Raw genomic sequence first — 21,732 nt, 5'->3', positions numbered from 1 at the left:
TCCTCCTGGACTAGTCATGAACAAGCTGGTTTACCGTAGCCTGCATGCCCTGCGCTGTAATTTGATAGAGATAATCGCCAACCTTATCCACCAGCCCAGGCACAGTCGTTAAATTCTGTCCCCACAGGGTTTCACTAGCCAATACTGTTTGCGCCACTTTTTTGGCTGCAGCCGCTGTGCCGTCAAAATGAGACCACGTATTCGCAAAGAATTGTAAAGCGGCCAAATCATCTTTCATGATAAATTCACCGGCATGACGTTTGGCCTTCATAGCCGAACCGTCAATCACACCGTCTTTATAAACGGCAATCAAAGCAGCAAAAGAAAAAGTTAACTTGTCAGGCAATTGATGATTCAATTTGCTATATTCAAGAATAGAAGGCAAGACACGCGCCCTGAATTTTGACGAAGAATTTAATAAAATACTTAATAAATAGTGATGAATATAGGGATTTTGAAACCGTTCTACAACCGCATCGGCAAATTCTTTCAGCATGGCTTTATCCAAATCAATGGATGGAATAATTTCTTCATAAATAAGCTGGCGAATATAGCGTCCCAGAATTTTGTGATCCATCAGTTCTCCCACTGTTTCCAACCCATAGAGAAAAGCAGCTGGGATGGATGCCGTATGAGCCCCATTCAGAATTCTCACCTTGCGGGTCCGGTAAGGCGTCATGTCATTCGTCCAAATAACATTTAAACCAATTTTGGTAAAGGGAAGTCGCTCAGCAAGTTCCTTCGGTCCCTCAATGACCCACAGATGAAAGATTTCTCCTGTATCAACAAGATCGTCTTCATAGCCCAGATGCTTCGTAATTTCTTTGATGTCATCGCGAGGATAACCTGTAACCACACGATCAACTAACGTATTGAGAAATTGATTCGATTCTTGCAGCCATGTTTTAAATTCACCCGGTAAATTCCATAAATCAGCGAACTGAAAAACAGCTTTCTTTAAGTTATCTCCATTGCGATCAATGAGTTCACAAGGAATAATGACAAGCCCCTTCTTTTTATCGCCTTTAAAGAAGGTAAAGCGTTGATACAAAAGAGCCGTAAGTTTTCCTGGATAAGAAACAGGCGGACAATCAGTCAGGCGATCCTGTTCACGAAAAACAATGCCTGCCTCTGTCGTATTAGACACAACGAATTCCAAAGTTGAACTTTCGGCACAGCTCAGCACCGCTTTCCAATCATCATAAGGATTCAAACAACGACTCACAGACTGAATCACTTCTTTTTGTTCAAAAGCTTTGCCGTCTTTTAGACCGCGAAGGAATAATGTATAAAGACCATCCTGCGCATTAATCTTTTCCGTAAGACCTTCTTTTATCGGCTGAACAAGAACAACACTACCTTGAAATAAGCCTTGTGTATTTAATTGATGAAACATCCAATCAACAAAAGCCCGGAGAAAATTCCCCTCACCAAATTGCAAAGCCTTTTCAGGTAATTTGGCTGCAGACGATGCCACCTTCACATCACTAGGAAAAGCGAACGTGCTGCTGATTAAAGCGTGATTCAATTTAACCATTTCTATCCCCTCGTCTGATCAATTTAGTTGAATATAGAACCTAACGGGTCTTTAACATCGGCGCAATATTAGAAATCCAATTTAATTTTGGATCATCATGAGGAACCAATACGCGACCATAATCGCCAGCCATAATCCATAAGTAATACACTCTAAACCCTGGTGCGGATGCGACTGGATGATAGCCCCGCGGCAAAGCGACTGCATCACCGTCCTTAATAATATGAGCCTCACGCATAGAAAGATCATCCGTGTACATCACTTGAATACCAAACCCTTCTACAGGGCTAACCTTAAATAAGTAAACTTCATCCATCTTTGCTTCGAAAGGCGGATTATACGTATCATGTTTATGGGAAGGATAACTGGACCATTGACCAGAGCAGGAGAAGGTCTCACCAACAAGAATCCGGTGCACCCGTCCTTTCGCATTATCCGTCAAAATATCATGAACATCACGTTGCCAATTGAGTACGCCCCGATGGGCTTCCACTACTTCTTCTGGACGAACAACAAAAGGTTCGAATTTTTTCTCTGCCGGAACTAAGCCCACAGCTACCTCAAGCGGCCCCCCCGCAACTTCTTTGACTTCCCAGTTACTATCGATGGGAACATAGACAGTTGTGGACTTACCCGCAAAAACATTTGCCCGACTACCTAGATTTTCAAAAATTTGACCATTGACTTTTACCTGACAAGTTCCTGATAAAATGACAAGTGCCAATTCTTCCTTGCCGTTTGTTCCTTGATAACTTTCCCTCGCTCCCAAGGTCAGTACAGAGAGTCCCGTAAATTCCGTTTGTTCTCCAGCCTTAAAAATTTGTTTATAACCTGTTTTAGCCTCAAAGGGTTTAAAGTAATCCATGCTGATTCACTCCTTGTTGTTTATTGAGTAGCAGATTTTAAAATCCACTCCTTAAACTTAATTCATTTAATTAATTAAGTATACATGACTTATACTTTTAGATGATTTAATTCTGTACAGAAAACTTATGAATCGTTGTCGAAGAAAACCATTGTCCGGGATTCAACAGGGTAGATGGAAAGTTTGGCTGATTCGGAGAATCGGGAAAATGCTGGGTTTCTAAAGCAAAAGCACTACGGAAACCATAAGGTTTGCCATTCTTGCCGATATCAAGTGGTAATTTTCCTGTCAAACCATTTCCTGAATAAAATTGTAGCCCCGGTTCTGTTGTGTAAATTTCCATAACACGACCGGATTCGGCCTCATAGACACGTGCGGCCAAACTTAATTCTTCCATAGATTTTTTATTCAGTACCCAATTTAAATCATAACCCTGTCCGTATTGGAGCTGCTCATCCTTTTCAGCGATTCTCCGACCGATTTTCTGGGGCTGAGTAAAATCAAAAGGCGTATTTTTTACAGATCGTATCTCACCCGTCGGAATCAATGTATCATCGACAGGAGTAAAGTGTTCGGCATTCATTGTAAGTTCATGATCCAGAATGGTATCCTTTCCTTCACCAGCCAAATTCCAAAAAGTGTGATTCGTAAAATTTACAATCGTGGGGCTATCTGTAACGGCATCATAGTGAATTTTAAGTTCATTCTCATTCGTCAATGTATAGACCGTTTTAAAAGAACAGTTCCCGGGATAACCTTCTTCACCCTCTTTAAAATAATAAGTAAGTTCTAATGTTTGTTCGTCAAGCTGTTTGGCATCAAACACCACAAAACGCGATCCTTTTGTGCCGCCATGCAAATGATTCTGACCATTATTGATAGTCAATTGATAAGACTCACCATTTAAAACAAACTGCCCGCGGGCAATACGGTTCGCAAATCGGCCAATGGTACATCCCATCGATACTTGCCCATGCATGGCTTGCTTAAGCGAATCATAACCAAGCACAACATCACCCAGTTTTCCATGTTTATCTGGAACCAATAATTGAACAAGCTTCCCCGCATAATTCGTAATTTTAGCCAACATCCCCTGTTTGTTGCGCAAAGTAAAAAGTTCTACCTTTTTACCATTAATGAAGCCTTGGTATGCTTCATCCAAAATAGTCCCATACTGTTCTTTCGCTTGTACAGCTGAGCCGGTTATCATCATGAAAATGCCCCCCTCTTCTACCCGAATCCCCTTTTCCGTCTAAACCAGCGAAAATAGTAACAGAATTTTCGTTTGTTTTTTAACTTAATTAACTTACTTTTGTAAATGATTCGCTCTTATCTAAACAATTCCTGCTTACTGATAAGACTTTTTTCAAAAACAGCGAGCAACAACAAAATTAAAGTTGATCCGTTCCATTTTCAGTCTGAATCGTCGTATTTTCGGCCATAATTTACACATTGTTTATTAAATCGGCTTGATATCTTCAAAAATAACCGATTCGGTTGTTTGTAAAAGTTCTTTGAGAACTAAAGCACAAGCACCAATAGCACCCGTATGAGCCCCAAGAGAAGACAATAAAATTTTTGATGAACTGGCCATTTCCGGAAAAGCATGGCTTTGAACCGTTTCTCGGATAACATCAATAAATAAGGGGCCGGCCGAAGCCATTTTTCCGCCAATAAAAATGGCTTCGGGATCATAAAGATTAATCATGTTAGCCAGAACCAGCCCCATGGTTCGCCCGACTTGATCCAACAGCTTCGCACTATAGCTATTTTCTATCGCAGCCGTATGTACAATGTCAGAAAAAGAAATCGTTTGTTTTTCCTGCCAAATTTTCGCCAGCGGGTCCTGGTCATCAATCAGCGGCAATTCCGCCCTGGCTTTACGCAGTAAAGCCGGACAGGCACAAATAGTTTCCAGGCAGCCACGATTGCCGCACTTACACATGGTTCCGTTGGAATCAAGCACCATATGGCCGATTTGTCCGGCATAACCATGCGCCCCCTGCAAAATAGCGTTATTGAGAATAATGCCGGTACTAATGCCTTCGCCCATATTGATATAAGCCAGATTATCATAAGCAACTCCCCCACCGAACCACTTTTCGGCCAAAGCCGCTGCTTTAGCATTATTTTCCATAGACACAGGCACACTTAAGGCCATTTCCAATTCTTGCTTAAGCGGAAAGCCACTCCATTTTGGGCCTAAATTAACTGCCCGCTTAACCAAATTCCCATGCCTATGCAAAATGCCTGGAAAAGCAATTCCTACAGCCATAAATTTTTTAGTGCTATTTTCTTCTTTATGAATGACCTTTTTTATTTCATGAATAAGCGAAGGAACCCCTGACTCAGGATAAGTCAAGTCAAGTGTAACGGACGCAATGTCCTGAGGACGATTTTTCAAATCGGCAATAGCTATTACTGTTTCATGCTGTGTCAGTTCCAGACCGATCACATAGCCTGCCTGATGATTAAAATGCAGCTTGATCGGTTTACGTCCGCCATTAGATTGACCTAATCCCAGTTCTTTGACAAAATGAGTAGCCATAAGTTCACGAATGATCCCTGTAATAGCTGCTGGTGTTAATCCCGTCTGTTCGGCTAATTGCTGACGAGAAACGGGTTCGCGTTCTTTGATAATATTTAATATTTTCATTCGATTTAGTTTTTTAACATATTTGCTATTACCGATATGACGCATTCATTCAATTCCCCTTAGATCAAAGTCTTTATTATAAAACGGATTCAATTCATTAAAATTCGCTACTGGAAATCATCGGATTCTTCTTAAGATAGCTCAGTTACCATGATATTTGGACTTACTATATATTTTAATTGAAAGCGCTTCATAATTCAAATTTACACTGACCAAAGATAAAATACCACTGTATAGCGAGCACAACTGAACTGCACATATACAGCGGTATTTTGGACTGATCTATAGGCGATTTTAGAACTTAGCTACCATACCCAATCTATAGAGAGTAAATCCATAGCCGGAAAGATTATGACTTCTATCGTTTACTTTCTCATAAGTCAAATAGCTGGACAAAGTAGGATTAAACGCATAATTATACGTTAAGCAAATACTTCTAAATGCCATAACATCCAACACAGCATCTGTTGTTTGCAGTTTACCTAAACTGTTAGGATAATCGGGATTAAGAAACCGATTAAACCCGTACAAGCCACTGCCGTAATAAGTGAGTTGTATATTATTATCCCCTGCATGAAGCAAACTTTTATTACCATATTGAGCGGAGAGATAAAAAGCATTTTTATTTCCTGCTGCAACGGTAGCTGCACCATTGTGAACAACTAAGCCCCTGAAAACCCATTTATCATCCATATCATATTTGGCTGTTGCATACAAATATTTAGCAAACACCGTATTTTGATATAAATCCGTATATTTACGAGTTATATTTCCATCTGTAAACGCCGTCTTCTGTAACATTCCCCAATCACTTGTTTTACTACACTGCTTACTCTAGTATAAATAGATATTAAATTCCGATAAATTTAATATATTAAGATAAATCTTTAACTTTTTAAGTAATTTGATGTTAAGTTCTGATGAGTTACTTTATTCAGATTGTTTTTTCCCATAGTTTAGGGCGAAACTATTCTGCACAGCTTCGCCCTAAAAAATGATAACTCATCATTCATCATTTGATTTTTTAATTAAATTAAGTATGTTTGTTTTTTACTGAACTGCTTGAATTTTAGCAATGATATCCTTATATTCAGGATAATTGGCATACATCGGTTCAACAGCTTTACGGAAAGCAGCTTTATCAGGAGTAGAAATAATAACACCTTTGTCTTTTAAGTCATTGAGCGATTTCGTCGTATAATCCGCCCAAACTTGTCTTTGGTATACACCAGAATCAATAGCAGCCTGCATAACAATTTTTTGATCCTCTGGTGACAGTGTATCCCAAACTTTTTTGCTCATAATCACTGTTTCTGGAACCATGGCATGTTCATCAAGAGCAAAATACTTACAAACTTCATAATGTTTCGCTGACCATAAGCTTGGCGGATTGTTTTCAGCACCATCAATAATACCTGTTTGAAGTCCACTATATACTTCACCATAACCCATGGCTGTAGCTGAAGCCCCTAAAGCGTTGACTGTATCAATGAAAATTTTACTTTGTTGTACACGAATTTTTTGTCCTTGCCCGTCTGCCGGTGAATTAATTGGTTTATTTTTGGTGTAAAAACTGCGTGCACCCGAATCATAGTAAGCTAAACCAATTAAATTACTTTTTTCCAGTTCTTTCAACATGCCTTTGCCAATATCTCCATCAAGAACCTTCCAGAAATGCGCAGCATCACGGAAGAGAAACGGCATGGAAAGAGCGCCCATTTGTGGTGAGAAGCTAGCAAGTGGTGAAGAACTGACACGGCTAATGGCAACTGTACCCATTTGTGTCATTTCAATCGTTTCTTTTTCACCGCCTAATTGTCCACCCGCATAAACCTGCATTTTTATACGGCCTTGCGTTCTTTCATCAAGCAATTGAGCCATCTTCTTTAAGCCCATAACAGTTGGATAATCTTCCGGCTGAACATCAGCAGCCTTTAATATAATCTCCTTTTTTTCCGTTGGGGCCTGTGCCGAACCGCCACAACCCGCGAGGAACGTTGTTGCCGCAAATACCCCTAACAAACCTACTGCCATCCATTTCAAGCTTTTCATATGAATCCTCCTTTTAATTGCTACTTACTTGACTACCCAGACAAGTTTCTGAAACAAATGCCCCTCCCTTCTAGTGCCTATGTTACGCTGTTCTTATGCTAACAAACATTTCATCAAGGCATAAACATTTTCGGCAGTGTCATCGTGACAGCCGGAACGTAAGTCACAAGCAGAAGAACAACGATTAAAACCGGAATAAACATCAAGATCGCTTTTACAGTACTTTCTAGCGAACACTTGGCAATGGCACAACCGACAAATAAAGCTGTCCCTACAGGCGGGTGAACCAAACCAATCGAAAGATTGAGCAACAACATAATGCCGAAATGAACAGGATCCATACCAATGCCTACTGCAATCGGCATAAAAATAGGTGTCAAAATCAAAATTGAAGCAGCCATATCCATAAAAAAGCCAATAATTAAAATAAAGAGGTTTACAATGAGAATAACGTAAAAGGGGTCTTTCGTAATCGATGCAATACCAGCAGCAATGGCTTGCGGAATATGCTGATAAGCCATAATCCAGCCAAAAGCCGAGGATGTAGCCACAAGAAAAAATACCATGCCGCAAGTAACAGCGACTTTTTGTAAAATTCCAGGAATTTCGGACCATTGCAGTTCCTTATAGTAACAGGTCGTAAGAATCAAAGCATATACACAGGCAATAGCACCGGATTCAGTAGCCGTAAAAATTCCGGAAACAATGCCACCGACAATAATCACAGCCACAGTTAAACTTAAGAAACCATCCTTCAAGGCATTCCACGTTTCTTTAAGGCTTTTGGGATTTTCTTTCGCATAGCCCCGTTTTAATGCCAGAAAATAACTGACTGTCATAAGTCCCAGGGCAACAAGCAGACCAGGAATATAACCAGCCAAAAACATCGCACCAATGGATACAGTTCCACCAGCAGCTACGGCAAAAATAATGGCGTTATGACTAGGCGGCAAAATAATGCCTGTCGTTGAAGCACAAACTGTAACAGATACAGCAAAATCTTTTCCATAACCCTTGCTTTCCATCATTGGAATCAGCACAGGTCCGACAGACGCTACATCAGCAACAGAGGAACCCGTTGTACCACCAAAAAACATACTGGCAACAATGTTGACCATAGCCAGCCCGCCGCGCATACGGCCGACCAAGACGCTAGCAAAATCAACAATTCGTCGGGCAATGCCCCCTTGCGACATAATAAGTCCGGCTAAAATAAAGAAGGGAATCGTCATTAATGGGAAAGAATCTAACGATGCTACCATCCGTTGAGCCAGTGGTGTCAGCGGAATATCCGAATAAAGACAAGTAATCACCGAAGAGATGCCTAAGCTATAGGCAATGGGTATCCGAAGAATCATCAACGTAATAAAAGAACCTAGCAATAGCCAAACCCCGAGATCCATATTATTCACCCCGCCCCTTCCTGAGAGCTTTGATCAGTCGTTCTGCAGCAAACACCAGAATCAAACAAAAACTAAAGGGTAATGATGCATAAACATAGCCAACAGGCGCATGCATGGCAGGAGATGTTTGTGACATTGTCAGCTCTACCATGGCAATTCCTTCACGAAGTAAAGCACCTGTATAAAGCAAAATAAGAACATACTTAAATATTTCTAAGGGCTTTTGAAAAATTGCAGGAAATAGGTCGGCAAAGTAATGCAGCGCCATATGTGAATCACGTCGAACACCCACAGCAATACCAATCATCCCAAACCAAATCATTAAATAAACTGAGAGTTCTTCTGACCAAGGCGGAGTATATTTGAGCACGTATCTTTGGAATACCTGATAGGACACTAAACAAACCATTGCTACCGTAAGCAGCACCATCATAAACTCAGCGCTGCGGGCCAAAAAGCCAATCGGACCATGAAAGTCTTCCACTTCCTCACTCTTCATAAAAATCTCCCTTTCCTTTTTCAATTTTCACTTTAACAGTTGATTCAGCTCTGTCACAATGCCACAACAAAGTTTTCTGTCAAATAATCTGCGAACGACTCCAAAAGAATCCCTTTTTTCGTAAAATTCGTTCGGGATCATCCAAGATAGCCGATTCTGACGATTGTAATAGTTGCTTAAGAACTAATGCGCAGGCCCCAATGGCCCCCGTATTCGCTCCAAGCGCCGAAATCGAAATGACAGTGAAATTCGCGATTTCCGGAAAAGCATGAGTACTGACAATGTCTCGAATAACATCAATAAATAAATCACCGGCAACAGCCATTTTCCCACCAATAAAAATCGCTTCCGGATTATAAAGATTAATTAAGTTAGCCAAAACTAATCCCATATTTTTCCCTACTTGACGAAACAAAGACTCAGCATAACTTCCTGGCACCTTAGCCGCTAGAACAATATCAGCAAGACGAATATCCTGCTTATCTTCCCAAATTTTCACGAGCGGATCTTCTTTATCAATAAACGATATTTCTGTCTTAACCTTGCGAATTAATGCCGGACAAGCACAGATAGCCTCCAAACAACCCCGATGACCACAGTTGCATAAAGGACCATTGGAATCTAAAACCATATGTCCAATTTGTCCGGCATAACCATGAGACCCAGCTAGTATCGAATCATTGATGAGAATACCTGTACTAATTCCTTCACCCATATTAATATAGGCCAAATTGCTATAAGCCGTACCACAGCCAAACCATTTCTCAGCAAGAGCAGCCGCCTTCGCATTGTTTTCAATCACAACAGGCAGCCCCAAAGCACTTTCCAGGGCTTCTTTTATCGGGTATTCATTCCACGCCGGCCCTAAATTAACAGCTCGCTTGACAAGACCATTGTGAAGATGTAACAAACCCGGAAAAGCAATACCAATAGCCATAAAAAATTTTTTACTATGTTCCTGCTGCTCGATCAGTTTCTTGATTTCAGCTATAAGTAGGGGGATTCCCTCTTGAGGAGTCGCCATATTTATCGCTACAGACTGAATATCTTTGGGCTGATTTTTCAGATCGGCAATAGCAAAAACGGTTTCATGCTGTGTAATTTCTAGACCGATAACATAGCCTGCCTTACAATTAAACTTTAGCTTCACTGGTTTACGACCACCATGAGATTCACCCAGTCCAACTTCTTTGACAAAATTCATCTCAATAAGCTCCCGAATAATCCCCGTAATGGCCGAAGGTGTCAATCCCGTTTGTTCGGACAATTGCTGCCGGGAAATAGGTTCATAATCTTTAATCATATTCAATATTCTCATGCGATTTAATTTTTTCACATACTTACTATTACCGGGATTACTCATCTTTGCTTACCCCTTAATTAGATTTTTTTCGCTAAGTTGCCTCATAGTGGTGATGCGCAAACATCTGTGATTATGAGCACCTCCTATTCATTATCGACAATCCTAAAAAACTAACTTAATTCATTTAATTAACTTTCTTATTCAGATAATTATATATTTTTGCAAAAAATCCTGCTTATTTTTAGAATTTTTTATTTTTTTTACTTTGTATAATCAGGCAATGACAACTACCCCCATAAAACAAAACTAGCGTAAAGCAATTTTGTGATTGCTTTACGCTAATAATCAAACTACTATTCAAGCCACTTCTTATCGGGCTAACCAGCCACCATCAACAGCAACGGTGTAGCCATTAACATAGTCTGATGCCGAAGAAGCCAAAAAGACTACAGGCCCACCTAAATCACTGGGAAGTCCCCAGCGTGCAGCTGGAATTCTGTCCAGAATTTCAGCATTGCGTTTTTCATCGGCACGAAGCGCGGCCGTATTATCTGTCGCCATGTAGCCTGGTGCAATAGCATTGATATTAATATTGTGTTTGGCCCATTCATTCGCTAATAAACGCGTAATACCCATAACGCCACCTTTACTCGCCGTATAAGATGGAACGCGAATACCTCCTTGGAAGGAAAGCATGGAAGCAATATTAATAATTTTACCGCCTGTTTTTTGTTTCAAAAATTGCCGTGCAACAGCCTGGCAGAAGAAAAAGACTGTCTTAATATTGATATTCATGACGTCGTCCCAATCTTTTTCTGTAAAATCGATAGCGTCATTACGCCGAATAATGCCGGAATTATTGACAAGAATATCGACATGACCAAAGGTGGCCACAGTCTGATCTACAATTCCCTGAATCGGTTCAGTGCTCAGCAGATCGGCTGTAATTCCAAGAAATTTGCGGCCCGTTTTTTCAACTAATTGTTCTGTTTCCAGTTGATTTCTCCTGGCAACACCGACAATATCGGCACCTGCTTCAGCTAAAGCAATAGCCATACCTTGTCCCAAACCAGTGCCTGCACCTGTCACAATAGCTACTTTTCCTGTTAAATCAAAACTATTCATAATAGCAACACGCTCCTATTCACACACATTATTTGATTTTAAAATAATCACTACTTACTTCATATCTGTCATGGCAACAGCATCCATGTCATCAAAAGTTTGATTTTCGCCTGCCATACCCCAGATAAATGTGTAATTGTGCGTACCTACGCCAGAATGAATCGACCAGCTTGGTGAAATAACGGCTTCTTCATTTTTCATAACGATATGGCGCGTTTCTGTAGGTTCACCCATGTAATGGAAAACAATCGAATCTTCCGGAAGGTTGAAATATAGGTAAATTTCTGCCCGACGCTCATGTGTGTGGCAAGGCATGGAATTCCACATGTTTCCTGGTTCAAGTGCCGTCATACCCATGACTAACTGACAGCTTGCTACACCGCCTGGCACAATATATTGATAAATGTTCCGGTCGTTTGACGACTCTATAGAACCCAAATGCCTTGGCGTAATGTCTTTGCGTTCAATCTTGACTGTGGGATAAGTCATATGAGCCGGCGCACTGTTCAAATAGAATTTAGCCGGTTTGCTGGCGTCGACACTACAAAATACAATTTTTTTCGCCCCTTTACCAACATACAAGCCATCTGTAGAGTTTAGTGCATATTCTTTTCCATCCACGATAACCTTACCAGCATTACCGATATTGATAACTCCCAATTCTCTTCTTTCCAGGAAATAATCGACACCCATGCCTTCTTCCACTTTAAGTTCCGTTTCTTTAACAGGAATAATACCACCTGCAATCATACGGTCTACATGACTATACACCATCGTGACCTTATTGGGCTGAAATAATCCCTGAATTAAAAAACGATTACGTAATTCTTCTGTTGTATACCGTTTTGCGTCCTCGGGATGAACTGGATGTCTAACTTCCATAATAATATTGCCTCCTGTCCCTATAAGGGATTGAATTTTATTTAACTAGGACCGCGTGAGTAGAACGCGGCCCCTAGTATCGTAATTGAACAGAATAAACATTTTAAAGCCCTGAAACAGTGGCAGAATTTTTACTTTTAATATAGTTGCACCACCAAGCAGTCAAGATCGGTACCAAGATAGAAGTTACAATTACGGATGTGGCAACGAGAGCTGTAGCAGCCGGAGCAACCGCTGCAAAAGCAGGGCTCATACCGGCAATAATCATCGGATTGGTCACAGCAGCACCAGCCGTACTTGAGGCAGCTAGCCCCGCACCACCATGTCCACCGCCAATAAATTTATCGGCTAGCATCAAAGGAATCCCGGTAATGATAATGACGCCGACACCGAGCAAAATGCCCAGTAAACCCGTCTTCAAAATAACACCTAAATCAATGGTATTGCCTAATGCAAAAGCAAAAAATGGAATCATCGTTTGGGTCGCTCTACCAAAAAGATCACGTAATTCATGATCTAAATTACCTAAAGCAAAGCCAATCACAAAAGGCATCACTGCACCGACAAATAGTTGTGGCTCAAATGAAGCTACACCAGAGCTACCTAGAATCATCATGGTTACAAGAGGCCCTGATTCAATCGATGTCAGTACAAAAGCCCCGGCCTCTTCTTTTGTACCATACTGCTGCATAATCGAAGCATACAGACCGCCATTTGTCATATCCATCGAAGTTACAATAGCAATAGTAGATAATCCTGCGAAAAACCCTGTTTGGATACCTTCAAAGGGCAATAACCTTACACAAACAAAAGCAACAATCCAGGCAACAATAATTTTCGTCACAACAATGGTCCCTGATTTTCTTAAAACAACACCGGTCGCTTTAATGTCAATGGAAGCACCCATGCAAAAAAACCAGACTGCCAAAATAGGCACAGTACCTGTAATTAGCCCATTCGTAAAGGAACCAAAATACTTACCGGCACCAGGAGAAAACGTATGGCAAAGGGCTCCTAAAAATAGCGGTACTAACATTAATCCGCCAGGAATCTTGTCAATAGCTTGTTTGATTTTCATAATAAAAGTCCTCTCTTATTGTCATTTTTTGGTTTCTGATTTATCGGTCACTATTCATTATTTAAAATATTGCAATAATTACGTACAAGTAAAAATGAAATATTAGTTCTTTTTCTGGGCCTTTTTCAGATAAACGGATAACTGTTCTTTATTTGGAAGTCCATCATTATCGCCAGGTGACATGACAGCCAAAGCACCGATAGCATTTCCTCGCACGACTGCATCAGCGAGCGAAAGGCCTTCTCTAAGCGCACTAACAACACCTACAGCAAAACCATCTCCAGCACCTACTGTATCAACGACTTTTTCCACTTTGAAGGGTGCACTGACAAAGGATTCTTGTTGTGTCTTAACAAAAGCGCCCTTGGCTCCCAACTTAACGATAACCGTTTGAACACCGGCTTTTAAATAATAATCCGCAATCACATTAGGATCGTCACTGCCTAAAAGCACCCTGCCTTCATTAATACCAGGCAAAACCAAATCACAGCGGCAAGCCAGATCGTTAATGACTTCGATCATTTTCTCCCGACTTTCCCATTGTTTGGGACGTAAATTGGGATCAAAAGAAATAGTTACACCATGCTCCCGCGCCATAGCAATTAATTTATACGTAACATCTCGACAGGACTGAGACAAAGCAGGCGGTATTCCTGTGACATGCAAATGTTTCACACTCTGCCAAGAAATAGCCTCTAAATCTTTAAGTTCCATATTGGCTGCCGCAGAATTTTTCCGAAAAGATACGACTTCCGGATCGCCTGTATGAACTTTTTCTTTTAACTGAAATCCTGTTGTATGGGCATTATCAAAGGTAAAATAACGTGTATCAATATGATTGCCCTGAAGAAAGTGGTTAATATATTTTCCAAACGGATCTTGCCCCATTTTCGTAATATAAGCCACTTGATGTCCCAGGCGCGACATGCCAACGGAAAAATTCACTTCCGATCCTGAAACATATTTCGTAAAATGATCCACTGTCTCAAGCGGACCTTCTTGATCAGCCACAAATAACGCCATAGGCTCACCAATGGTCAAAACTTCACACATAATCCTTCCTCCTTGTTTCTATGATGGTGCATTTATACACCCCTTTTTCTTAGGTTGAACCACGAATAATAAGCTTCGTCGGCAATTCAATCATCTTCGGTGGTGCAGTCTTATTGCGGTGAATTCGAAACATCAATCTTTTAACGCATTCAACGCCAACCTGATAAGAAGGTTGTGAAATAGCTGTAATTCCAGGACCCATAAGCCCTGTCCAATCCCAGTTATCAAAACTACAAATACCCACATCGCCCGGAATTGTAAGCTGCAGATTTTTGATGGCATTTAAAACACTGACAAGAGCGACACCATTAACAGTAAAAATAGCTTTTTTTGCGCCGGAATTTTTTGCTATAAAATCTTCGACTAAAATTTCAACGCGATGCTTTTCATGGATATGAATAACATATTCTTGGGGCTCCATATGCAAGATCTCGCTGCAAGCCTTTTCATAAGCCTTGTGACGCAATAACCGCGTACCATTGCTATTGATCGGCTCGCTAAAAAAGCCAACCCTTTGATAGCCTTTATCAACAAGGTACTGAACGGCTTCCATTACAGCGGCATAGTCTGCCGATCTTACTGTGTCAAAACAGGTAGGAAAAGTAGGCCGATCTGCTAACACAATCGGGACGTAACGAGTCGCTATATCTTGAAGGAACTCAGTAATCTTACAAGTCGAATTAATAATCAGTCCGTCTACACGCTGATCAAGCATGGATAAAATATATTTTTGCTCTTTTTCGGCATCATTATCTGTATGGGCCATCAAGACGTCATAGCCATACCGTTTGCAGGAATCACTAATACCTTGTGCAACAATAGAAGAAAAGGGACTACTAATATCGGCAACAATCAGCCCAATAAGCCGACTTTTACTCGATTTTAAGCTTCGTGCCAAATTATTCGGTCTGTATTGCAATTCTTCAATCACTGCAGCAATTCTATTTTTTGATTTTTCTGACATACATTCAAATTTTTTATTTAAATAACGTGAAATTGTTGTTTTTGATACGCCCGCCTGCTTCGCTACATCGTCTATTGTAACGCGGCCTTTTACCTGCCCCATACTGGTAATCCTCACTTATCTCCTACATTCAGCACACTCGTAAAATTATTTGCCCCGCGCCGTACGAACGACTTCAACAAATTTTTTCGCCTTATCCGTAATGGACTGATAATCACCTGTTTTAGCACCTGCTGTCAAACTTCCGCCAACACCAACGGCGACACAGCCTGCCTGAATCCATTCAGCAGCATTTTCAAGACTTACACCGCCTGTCGGCATAATATTAGCCTGAGGCAAAGGTCCTTTGACTGCTTTAATAAATTTCGTACCGAGTGATTCCCCGGGAAAAGCTTTGACAATATCAACGCCTGCTTCCATAGCTTCTACAATATCTTTCACAGTGGCTGTACCAGGCATTACAGGAATTTGATATCTGTTACACAATTTAATCGTATCAAAATTCAGCGAAGGACTAACAATAAATTGCGCTCCAGCTAAAATTGCTGCACGAGCTGTTTCAGCATCAAGTACCGTACCAGCACCAATAATCATTTCACCATTTTGATAAGTTTTAACTAAATCTTTAATAACCTCTACTGCTCCAGGAACAGTAAACGTCATTTCAATGGCAGTGACGCCACCTTTCAAGCAGGCATCAGAAATCTTTAGGGCCTGCTCCGAACTTTCGGCTCGAACAACAGCCACAACGCCAACATCGAGAATTTGATTGATTACTTTCATTTTCGGTGTCACTTTAACATCTACTTCCTTCCAATTTAATTGTTTTGCTATTCCTTAACCTATTTACGAACCGATTTAGTAATTCGGTTTAGTAAACCGGTTTCATAAATAATGATTTCGTCATTTCGCAGAATATTCCTGCTTGATATAATATTTTTCTTTTACTTTACAAAAAGGAAGCCAGCCTGGGTTCATCACCCAAGCTGGCTATTTTGATAGTCAATAAGTAGGAGGTCTCAATAGATAATTTAAAAAAACAAGAGCGGTGCAATAATCAGCGAAATCGTTCCCGCTACTTTAATCAAGGGATTCATGGCGGGACCACAAGTATCCTTAAAGGGATCGCCTACTGTATCGCCAATAACCGCTGCAGCATGCGTCGGTGTTCCCTTGCCACCCAGATGACCTGATTCAATATATTTTTTAGCGTTATCCCAAGCCCCACCAGCATTGGCCATGAAGATGGCTAGTAAAACGCCGGATGCCGTCACACCAGCCAAGAAACCAGCCAGTGATTTGGCCCCAAGAACAAACCCAACTAAAATAGGCGTCCCTACAGCCAGAAGACCAGGAATAATCATTTCCCGAATGGCCGCCTTTGTAGAAATATCAACACAACGAGCATAATCGGGACGTCCTGTTCCTTCCATAATCCCAGGAATCTCACGAAATTGCCGCCGCACTTCACCAATCATCTCAAAAGCAGCTTTTCCGACTGCTTCCATGGTGAAAGCACAAACAAGAAAGGGCAAGGTAGCTCCAAGGAAAATACCAATAATAACCCCTGGCTCCGTAAGATTGACAACTAAGTGACCACCACTCAGTAACGAACTGAGCTGGGGATTCTTAGCCACTTCTTCACCAAAGGCAGTAAAGAGAGCTAAAGCCGTAAGCGCTGCCGAACCAATGGCAAACCCCTTGGCAATGGCTGCCGTTGTATTACCTACGGCATCTAATTTATCTGTAATTTCACGCACCTGCGGATCGAGTTCTGCCATTTCAGCAATACCACCGGCATTATCAGCAACAGGTCCAAAACTGTCTACAGCCACAACCGTACCTGCCGTGCACAACATGCCCATGGCCGCGATAGCAATACCATAAATGCCTGCTTGATTAAAAGCAACAGCTGTGGCAATACAAAAGACAATCATGGGGAGAGCCGTACTATGTAATCCCGTAGCCAAACCGGCAATAATATTCGTTGCTGCCCCCGTTTCGGATGCTTCAGCAATCTTTCTTGTCGGTGCCTTGGCGTGAGAGGTATAGTATTCAGTAATCATCCCCACGAGAATGTTCACAACTAAGCCACTGACAATGGCTGCAAAAATACCCAGCCCCTTTGCACCAAAAGTATTTGTGGCCAAAAAGAAAGCCAATATTGCTGTAATAATATTGGTTCCCCACAAACCGCGGTTAAGCGCCGCCTGCGGATCGCCATTTTCCCCTGTCCGTACTAAAAAAATACTGACAAGAGACGCAACAATGCCAATAGCCCCAAGGAGCAGCGGGAAAAGCACGCCATTGATACCAAAGAGGCTGTTGCCAATAAGCATGGTGGCAATCGTAGTAGCCGCGTAAGACTCGAATAAATCAGCCCCCATGCCAGCCGTATCGCCTACATTGTCCCCAACATTATCGGCAATGACAGCAGGATTGCGGGGATCATCTTCAGGAATACCTGCTTCGACCTTCCCGACAAGATCGGCTCCCACATCAGCTGCTTTCGTAAAAATACCGCCGCCAACACGGGCAAAAAATGCAATGGCACTCGCGCCAAAAGCAAAACTATTAATAATTGCGGGGTCGCGAAAAATGATATACAAAACAGATACACCGAGCAAACCGAGACCAACAACAGACATGCCCATAACCGCACCTGCACGAAACGACACGCCCAGCGCTTTGTTCAAGCTGGTCCGTGCCGCTTCAGTAGTCCGAGCATTCGCTTTTGTTGTAGAGCTCATACCAATATAACCAGCAATGGCTGAGCAAATGGCCCCGACTAAGAACGAGACAGCCAGTTGATAACCTGTGAAGACGAAAAGAACGATAAAAATAAGCACAGTAAAGGGAATTAATGTTTTATATTGGCGATTCAAAAAAGCCATGGCTCCTTCAAAAATCGCCTGTGACAAACTTTGCATTTTTTCATTTCCAGGGCTCTCTTTCAGCACACTGGAGGCTAAATAGCCCGCAAAAAGTAAGGCCACAAGCCCGGCAACTGGCGCAATATAAATCAGTTCCATGCTAAACATCCTCCTTTAATCGGATCACCTGTCCACCATCAACCTCATGCGAACCGTCGGATTTATTGCGAAAGCTTTACTAAAATCATGGTCACGACAGCAAACACACCGCCAAGAATCATGGTGGCTCTTGACAAAAGTTCATCGAGCCCTTTTTTCTTACCACCAAAAATTGCATCGGCACCACCGCCGACAGAACCGCCCATTCCGGCACTTTTACTCGACTGCATGACAACTGCCGCAATCAACGCCACACAAATAAGACCTTCCAAAAACATCAGTGCTGTAAACAAGACATACACCTCCTACTTTATCTTATTTATTTTAGCATAAATCTATTCATATTGACAAGGGACCCTGTCATGCAATTCAGCTTGACAAGGTCCCTGCGACAATAAGATCATTTTTTACATCTACTTTAAATTATAGAAAACATGGAGTCCTTTATACTTCGAAAGCGTACTCAATTCTTCTTCAATACGAATAAGTTGATTAAACTTCGCGACACGATCCGTACGAGTAGGAGCACCTGTTTTAATCTGACCGGCATTAACAGCTACGGCAATGTCAGCAATTGTCGCATCTTCTGTTTCACCGCTGCGATGTGAAATGACGCAAGAATAACCAGCTCGTTTAGCCATTTCAATGGTATCAAAGGTTTCTGTCAAAGTACCAATTTGGTTCACTTTAATCAAAACGGAATTGGCAACCCCTTTTTCAATACCTTGAGACAGACGCTGCGTATTGGTTACGAATAAGTCGTCGCCAACAATCTGCACTTTACTGCCTAATTTATCAGTAAGAAGCTTCCAACCTTCCCAGTCATCTTCACTCAAACCATCTTCAATGGAAATGATCGGATATTTTTCAACAAGACTTTCATAGAAGGCAACCATTTCAGCCGATGTTTTCACAATGCCTTCACCAGCTAAATGATATTTTCCATCTTTAAAAATCTCTGATGCAGCCGTATCAATGGCAAGCATAATATCCTTGCCTGGTTTGTAACCAGCTTGTTCAATAGCAGTGACAATGGCAGACAAAGCTTCTTCATTAGAAGAAAGATCAGGAGCAAATCCACCTTCATCACCAATGGCCGTGTTTAATCCCTTGCCTTTGAGAACCTTTTTAAGAGTATGATAAATTTCCGCATTCCAACGTAATCCTTCCGTAAAGGTTGGGGCACCTACTGGCATGATCATAAATTCCTGAATATCGACATTATTATCAGCATGTTTTCCGCCATTTAAAATATTCATCATCGGTACAGGCAATTCTTTGGCATTAAATCCGCCAAGATACTGATAAAGCGGCAAGTCCAAAGCATCAGCAGCTGCTTTGGCTACAGCCAGAGAAACACCTAAAATAGCATTAGCACCAAGTGTCGCTTTATTCGGCGTACCATCGAGTTCAATCATGGCCTGATCAATCCCTACTTGATCAATGGCATCCATGCCAATAATTTCGGGAGCAATAACATCATTGACATTATCAACAGCCTTTTGCACACCTTTTCCTAAGTAACGTTTATCATCATTATCGCGTAATTCAACGGCTTCATAAGCACCTGTGGAAGCACCCGATGGAACAGAGGCGCGGCCAAGTGTGCCGTCTTCTAAATAAACATCCACTTCCACTGTAGGGTTACCACGGGAATCCATAATTTCGCGAGCAAAAACATCAGTAATAATTGTGTTCATTGTGAAAATCCTCCTTGAATTTCGCTATTTTTATTTATTCACTAGCAGGCTCTTTCCTGTCATAACAGGTGGTTGCTTCACTTGCGCTAATTGTAAAATAGTCGGCGCAATATCACATAAGCGGCCTTCATTTAGTTTGACCGCTTTATGCTGCTCTGAAACCATAATAAATGGAACAACATTTGTCGTATGGGCCGTAAAGGGTACTTGATTAACAGGATCATACATAAACTCAGCATTCCCGTGATCCGCTGTAATCAGCGTCACGCCACCACACTTTTTCATAGCATCCACCAGTCGTCCCACACAAGTATCTACTACACCTACTGCTTCAACAGCAGCAGCCATCACGCCTGTGTGACCCACCATATCGCCATTGGCATAATTAAGAATCACAAGATCATACTTACCTGATTCAATGGCAGCGACAACCTTATCTGTCACTTTCACAGCACTCATGGCTGGTTTGAGATCATAAGTCGCCACCTTAGGTGACGGAACAAGAATCCGTTCTTCGCCTGCGTAGGGTGTTTCTTCGCCGCCATTAAAAAAATAAGTCACATGGGCATACTTTTCTGTTTCAGCAATACGAAGCTGACAAAGTCCAGCCTGACTAAAGACCTGACCTAAAGTCTCATTAATTTCTTGCGGCGGATAAGCCACAGGAATGGCAAAATGTCCATCATACTGTGTCATACTGGCAAAATGAACAGGCACATATCCTGTCGTACGCTCGAAGCCCGCAAAATCGGGCTGAGTAAATACTTCAGTCAGTTGCCGAGCACGATCAGGACGGAAATTAAAGAATAGTATGCCATCATTTTCCTTTACCCCGCATGACGGACACGCAATGACAGTCGGCTTAACAAATTCATCTGTTTCACCGCGATCATAAGCCGCCTGAAGCGCTTCAGAAGCAGTTTTTTCTGTAAAACCTTTCCGGCTGACAATAGCATCATAGGCTGCTTGCGTCCTTTCCCAGCGCTTATCGCGATCCATAGCATAATAACGTCCAGCAATCGTTGCAATACTGCCAATACCAACCTTGGCCAAATGTTCTTCAAGTGTCGTCAAGAACTCTGCCGCACTAGAAGGCGGGACATCCCGTCCGTCAAGGAAGGCATGAATATAAACTTTCGTTAAACCTTGCTGCTTAGCTAGATCAATTAAAGCCAGCAAATGACTTAAATGACTATGGACACCACCGTCAGACAACAGTCCCATGAGATGGAGAGCTCCGCTATTTTTGCGTGTTTGTTCCATCACCTTCAGAAATACGGGATTTTTGAAAAAGTCGCCGTCCTTGATGGATTTCGTAATGCGTGTTAATTCTTGATAAATCACCCGCCCGGAGCCAATATTCAAATGGCCCACTTCAGAATTGCCCATTTGTCCTTCAGGCAATCCAACGGCTTCGCCTGAACAGCGCAACGTTGTCGTGGGATAATTTTTCGCAAATTCCGTCATATTCGGCGTATATCCCTTAACGATAGCATTATAGGGATCATCGGATTTTCCAACACCCCAGCCATCCAAAATAACTAAGGCAATGGGCGTTTGTAACTTACTCATAGCAATCGCTC

General features: G+C 41.7%; 19 protein-coding genes. All 19 read right to left on the bottom strand.

All coding sequences use genetic code 11. The annotated features are described in order from the left end of the window. Window positions 1–10: 10 nt before the first annotated feature. Entirely contained in the window at window positions 11–1,537 is a 1,527-nt protein-coding gene (locus tag Ga0466249_RS01700; RefSeq protein ID WP_215827704.1) for a tagaturonate reductase, read from the bottom strand. 40 nt (window positions 1,538–1,577) lie between these two features. After that, window positions 1,578–2,402, bottom strand: coding sequence for a 5-deoxy-glucuronate isomerase (gene iolB, locus Ga0466249_RS01695; RefSeq protein WP_215827703.1), 825 nt, complete (start codon window positions 2,400–2,402; stop codon window positions 1,578–1,580). Between the two features lie 106 nt (window positions 2,403–2,508). Continuing rightward, complete coding sequence (locus Ga0466249_RS01690) at window positions 2,509–3,615, bottom strand: aldose epimerase family protein (protein WP_215827702.1); 1,107 nt, start codon at window positions 3,613–3,615, stop codon at window positions 2,509–2,511. 246 nt (window positions 3,616–3,861) lie between these two features. Continuing rightward, window positions 3,862–5,103, bottom strand: a complete 1,242-nt coding sequence (locus tag Ga0466249_RS01685; RefSeq protein ID WP_215827701.1) for an ROK family protein — start codon at window positions 5,101–5,103, stop codon at window positions 3,862–3,864. Between the two features lie 249 nt (window positions 5,104–5,352). Then, window positions 5,353–5,859, bottom strand: a complete 507-nt coding sequence (locus tag Ga0466249_RS01680) for a hypothetical protein (RefSeq protein WP_215827700.1) — start codon at window positions 5,857–5,859, stop codon at window positions 5,353–5,355. Window positions 5,860–6,108: 249 nt separating this feature from the next. After that, window positions 6,109–7,110 carry a TRAP transporter substrate-binding protein gene (locus Ga0466249_RS01675; RefSeq protein ID WP_215827699.1) on the bottom strand — a complete coding sequence of 334 codons (1,002 nt, stop codon included), beginning with the start codon at window positions 7,108–7,110 and terminating at the stop codon, window positions 6,109–6,111. Window positions 7,111–7,223: 113 nt separating this feature from the next. Then, the gene (locus Ga0466249_RS01670) at window positions 7,224–8,513 is read right to left on the bottom strand and encodes a TRAP transporter large permease (protein WP_215827986.1); all 1,290 of its coding nucleotides are present in this window, start codon (window positions 8,511–8,513) and stop codon (window positions 7,224–7,226) included. A 1-nt stretch (window position 8,514) separates the two neighbouring features. Continuing rightward, window positions 8,515–9,012 (bottom strand): TRAP transporter small permease, encoded by a 498-nt coding sequence (locus tag Ga0466249_RS01665; protein ID WP_215827698.1) that lies wholly within the window; start codon window positions 9,010–9,012, stop codon window positions 8,515–8,517. 79 nt (window positions 9,013–9,091) lie between these two features. Then, window positions 9,092–10,375, bottom strand: a complete 1,284-nt coding sequence (locus Ga0466249_RS01660) for an ROK family transcriptional regulator (RefSeq protein ID WP_215827697.1) — start codon at window positions 10,373–10,375, stop codon at window positions 9,092–9,094. 309 nt (window positions 10,376–10,684) lie between these two features. After that, complete coding sequence (kduD, locus tag Ga0466249_RS01655) at window positions 10,685–11,440, bottom strand: 2-dehydro-3-deoxy-D-gluconate 5-dehydrogenase KduD (RefSeq protein WP_215827696.1); 756 nt, start codon at window positions 11,438–11,440, stop codon at window positions 10,685–10,687. A gap of 54 nt (window positions 11,441–11,494) precedes the next feature. Then, complete coding sequence (kduI, locus tag Ga0466249_RS01650; protein WP_215827695.1) at window positions 11,495–12,322, bottom strand: 5-dehydro-4-deoxy-D-glucuronate isomerase; 828 nt, start codon at window positions 12,320–12,322, stop codon at window positions 11,495–11,497. Window positions 12,323–12,425: 103 nt separating this feature from the next. After that, complete coding sequence (gene kdgT / locus Ga0466249_RS01645; RefSeq protein WP_215827694.1) at window positions 12,426–13,400, bottom strand: 2-keto-3-deoxygluconate transporter; 975 nt, start codon at window positions 13,398–13,400, stop codon at window positions 12,426–12,428. A gap of 102 nt (window positions 13,401–13,502) precedes the next feature. Continuing rightward, entirely contained in the window at window positions 13,503–14,453 is a 951-nt protein-coding gene (locus Ga0466249_RS01640) for a sugar kinase (protein ID WP_215827693.1), read from the bottom strand. Between the two features lie 49 nt (window positions 14,454–14,502). Beyond that, entirely contained in the window at window positions 14,503–15,519 is a 1,017-nt protein-coding gene (locus tag Ga0466249_RS01635) for a LacI family DNA-binding transcriptional regulator (RefSeq protein ID WP_215827692.1), read from the bottom strand. Between the two features lie 45 nt (window positions 15,520–15,564). After that, window positions 15,565–16,200, bottom strand: a complete 636-nt coding sequence (locus Ga0466249_RS01630) for a bifunctional 2-keto-4-hydroxyglutarate aldolase/2-keto-3-deoxy-6-phosphogluconate aldolase (protein ID WP_215827691.1) — start codon at window positions 16,198–16,200, stop codon at window positions 15,565–15,567. A gap of 248 nt (window positions 16,201–16,448) precedes the next feature. Continuing rightward, the gene (locus tag Ga0466249_RS01625; protein ID WP_215827690.1) at window positions 16,449–18,449 is read right to left on the bottom strand and encodes a sodium-translocating pyrophosphatase; all 2,001 of its coding nucleotides are present in this window, start codon (window positions 18,447–18,449) and stop codon (window positions 16,449–16,451) included. Between the two features lie 62 nt (window positions 18,450–18,511). Next, complete coding sequence (gene secG, locus Ga0466249_RS01620; protein ID WP_446686539.1) at window positions 18,512–18,751, bottom strand: preprotein translocase subunit SecG; 240 nt, start codon at window positions 18,749–18,751, stop codon at window positions 18,512–18,514. Window positions 18,752–18,862: 111 nt separating this feature from the next. Beyond that, complete coding sequence (gene eno, locus Ga0466249_RS01615; protein WP_215827688.1) at window positions 18,863–20,149, bottom strand: phosphopyruvate hydratase; 1,287 nt, start codon at window positions 20,147–20,149, stop codon at window positions 18,863–18,865. Between the two features lie 30 nt (window positions 20,150–20,179). Further along, window positions 20,180–21,721, bottom strand: coding sequence for a 2,3-bisphosphoglycerate-independent phosphoglycerate mutase (gpmI, locus tag Ga0466249_RS01610; RefSeq protein WP_215827687.1), 1,542 nt, complete (start codon window positions 21,719–21,721; stop codon window positions 20,180–20,182). Window positions 21,722–21,732 lie beyond the last annotated feature (11 nt).

Origin of the sequence: Pelorhabdus rhamnosifermentans (genome assembly GCF_018835585.1) — a bacterium.
Lineage (GTDB): Bacteria > Bacillota > Negativicutes > UMGS1260 > UMGS1260 > Pelorhabdus > Pelorhabdus rhamnosifermentans.
The sequence above is the reverse complement of the archived record's forward strand: the minus strand, read 5'-3'. Positions and strand labels throughout refer to the sequence as shown.